The sequence below is a fragment of the Bartonella sp. CE47NXGY genome (assembly GCF_042195415.1).
Taxonomy (GTDB): domain Bacteria; phylum Pseudomonadota; class Alphaproteobacteria; order Rhizobiales; family Rhizobiaceae; genus Bartonella.
Window position 1 is genome coordinate 18,594 of sequence record NZ_JBHIOI010000028.1, and the last position, 2,569, is coordinate 21,162.

Sequence of the window (2,569 nt, forward strand, 5' to 3'; positions counted from 1 at the left end):
AGAGTAAGTCGCCGCCAGATCTGCTAAATGCATGCAAAAGACCAATGTATAAACCTTACATTACCACAGCCCCAAGGAAGCTGTTTTTAAGGCATCACAGGCTGGTCTAAATATTCTCTTGATCGCCTCTCCCCCTAAACTAAAAAATGAAGCTCCCTATTAACTCAGTCTGCAAACAATTCTCTGTAAATAATCCGCCTTCTCTGAATTCTCTTCTAGCCAGCTTCTCACCGCATGCGGTTCACATCACGACACCTTAAAAGACATTGTTTTAAGAACAGCGTTTTACAGTACATCAGGATAATAATTTAAATACCAAAATGCACTTAAAACACGTCTACTCACTAAACGCACTATTTATCCAAATCAACTGCCCTACCTAATCATTGTCATGACTTAGAACAGCCCGTATTGAGCAGATTTGATCATTCCTCTATTTCTTTTGCACGTCCAGATAGTTGTATAGCTCTAGAAAGATCATTAACTGCATTTAAATGTGTTTGAAGTAATTCACTATTACGCTGTAATTTTTCTTGTAAATCAGACAACAAACTTTCAACCTCATGCTCAATATCTTGATTCATATAGCGCTTCACATCACTCATGGATTTATTAAGATCACGCAAACCACGTATTTTACGCAAATTTATTTCTTCGTAATCTGGAACACCACTGCTCTCTAGCATATTGCTTTCATAATCAACAACTTGAGCTAATCCTTTAACAGCAGCAACAAATTTTGTCATCGCCCAATCACGATCAATAAGGTTGTTATCAAGAACTTTTGCTTTTGCCGCAAAACTATCATCACCATATTGCACTACAGACATTTTTACTTCCCCTTCAACACTATTGTTCAATCTTACTTTCAAATGAGGGAGACTAAACAGGTTCTCTTCAATGCTGATACACTCAACCAAGCTCGTGGTGCAAACATTGCTCAAACAACAGCACGACAATCCTTCAAAGCGTATACCACTTCAACTTTCAACGCGTTCTCTCAAATATTTTTCTTGCTTTGCTCCAAAACCATCATTGCGGCTATACTAGTCCATAAAAACGCTATAGACTTAAACCTTCCAGCAATATCGAAACTTCCATATTTGCTCTGTCTATTTCGCCTTGCCGATTTTATCTTTGCCGATTTTATCACGAGCTCATCTTCAACAGAAAATAACAATGCTTTCACGAGAACTTCAGCCACAAAAAATATCTGCCGACAAAAAACCGCAGTCTATCTTGCAGCATATAAAGACGTAAGCCCATTAAAAATTTCAGCATTTTACTGATAGAAGCACTTTACCCTCCATAACCTTATGGCTCTCTCTGCACTTAAACTTGTATACCTTCCAGCGCCCCATAAGATGGCGCCCAACAAGATCAGTTTGCACCCATTCAAAAGGACACCCCCTCTCCCATGCTCTTTCTGCACACATGCAGTATTTCGCATAAAACACAAAAAGAATGTTCTTTTGAACAGATCAGCCATACAGCAATATAAAAAAAGACATCTTCAAATAGCTAAACAGCCATCAATCTTCCTTTTTTAAATTATCATTCGCTTTTCTTTGCAATGAACGACTATATAAGATTTTTTGAACCTTTTCAAGAGTTTCTTAGCCAATCAGTTCGATACGTCTTCAACCGCATATTTACGCGCTTGTTTTAAAGAAATATCTCTTAAGTGCACCCAAGCCTATTTCGCACCGCGGCCCATCAATGGTATAATGATAAATCTTCCATGACATGTATAAAATCCATTGAGCACTTTCCATCTTTACGCTTAATAAAAGAAGCAAGCCAGCACCATCACATATTTTTCTAACCCCTTATGTTCTGATACCCTTGGCACTTGAGACGGTTCATAAAGCATGGCCTTTCTTGTACAATTTCTCTGCGCATGGGAGCTCCCTGCTTGTAACTGCAAAAGACGTTGTTTTGGTTAATTCACCACGAAACAGATTTGGAATGAAAAAATTTCCAGTATTAAGGAATCTAATTCAAGTTGAATAACGATAGATTATCATCTATAAATCAAAATATTATCCAATGCATAATGCTTAACGCTCCCCCCATTGATATTTTCAGAATTTTCACAGCATCTTCTTACAGATTATTTCATTCCATAACACAGTTTGCTCTTAATATCGCGACTTTACATGTGCTACTGGTATAAAAACAGAGAAACAATCATTTTATAATCAAGGTACAATTTTTGTTTACGATCTTTCTCTCGTTTTCAACCTTTTAAATGCAGCTCTTCTCTTTCATAATCATCACATTTCAAATCTATTCCATGTTGAATAAATTAAAATCACTTGCTTGCACATCACAAACAACGCCCTGATGTGTTGATAAAATACGCTGAAAGAAAAAGACTTCTTATGAACCTTAGCAAATGCCAAGAACTATAATAAACATTGGAAGCAAGCGTACGATGATTGTGACTTGCTCTTTCATAAGTATAAAGATGATAGCATTTTATAGATTTTTATATTATTCAAAGTTTATATTATTTCATGAGAGCTTTACTGTTATACTATTCACATTTACCGTTATACCATTTACG

Annotated in this window: 1 protein-coding gene; it reads right to left on the reverse strand. The window is 36.4% G+C overall.

Going from position 1 to position 2,569, the window contains the following annotated elements; genetic code table 11:
* Positions 1-425 precede the first annotated feature (425 nt).
* Positions 426-830 (reverse strand): flagellar protein FlgN, encoded by a 405-nt coding sequence (locus ACFIL3_RS07630; protein ID WP_273790974.1) that lies wholly within the window; start codon positions 828-830, stop codon positions 426-428.
* Positions 831-2,569 lie beyond the last annotated feature (1,739 nt).

Bases quoted from the DNA above. Each gene is read 5' to 3' on its own strand.
- ACFIL3_RS07630 (WP_273790974.1), bottom strand. From the start codon at position 830: ATGTCTGTAGTGCAATATGGTGATGATAGTTTTGCGGCAAAAGCAAAA.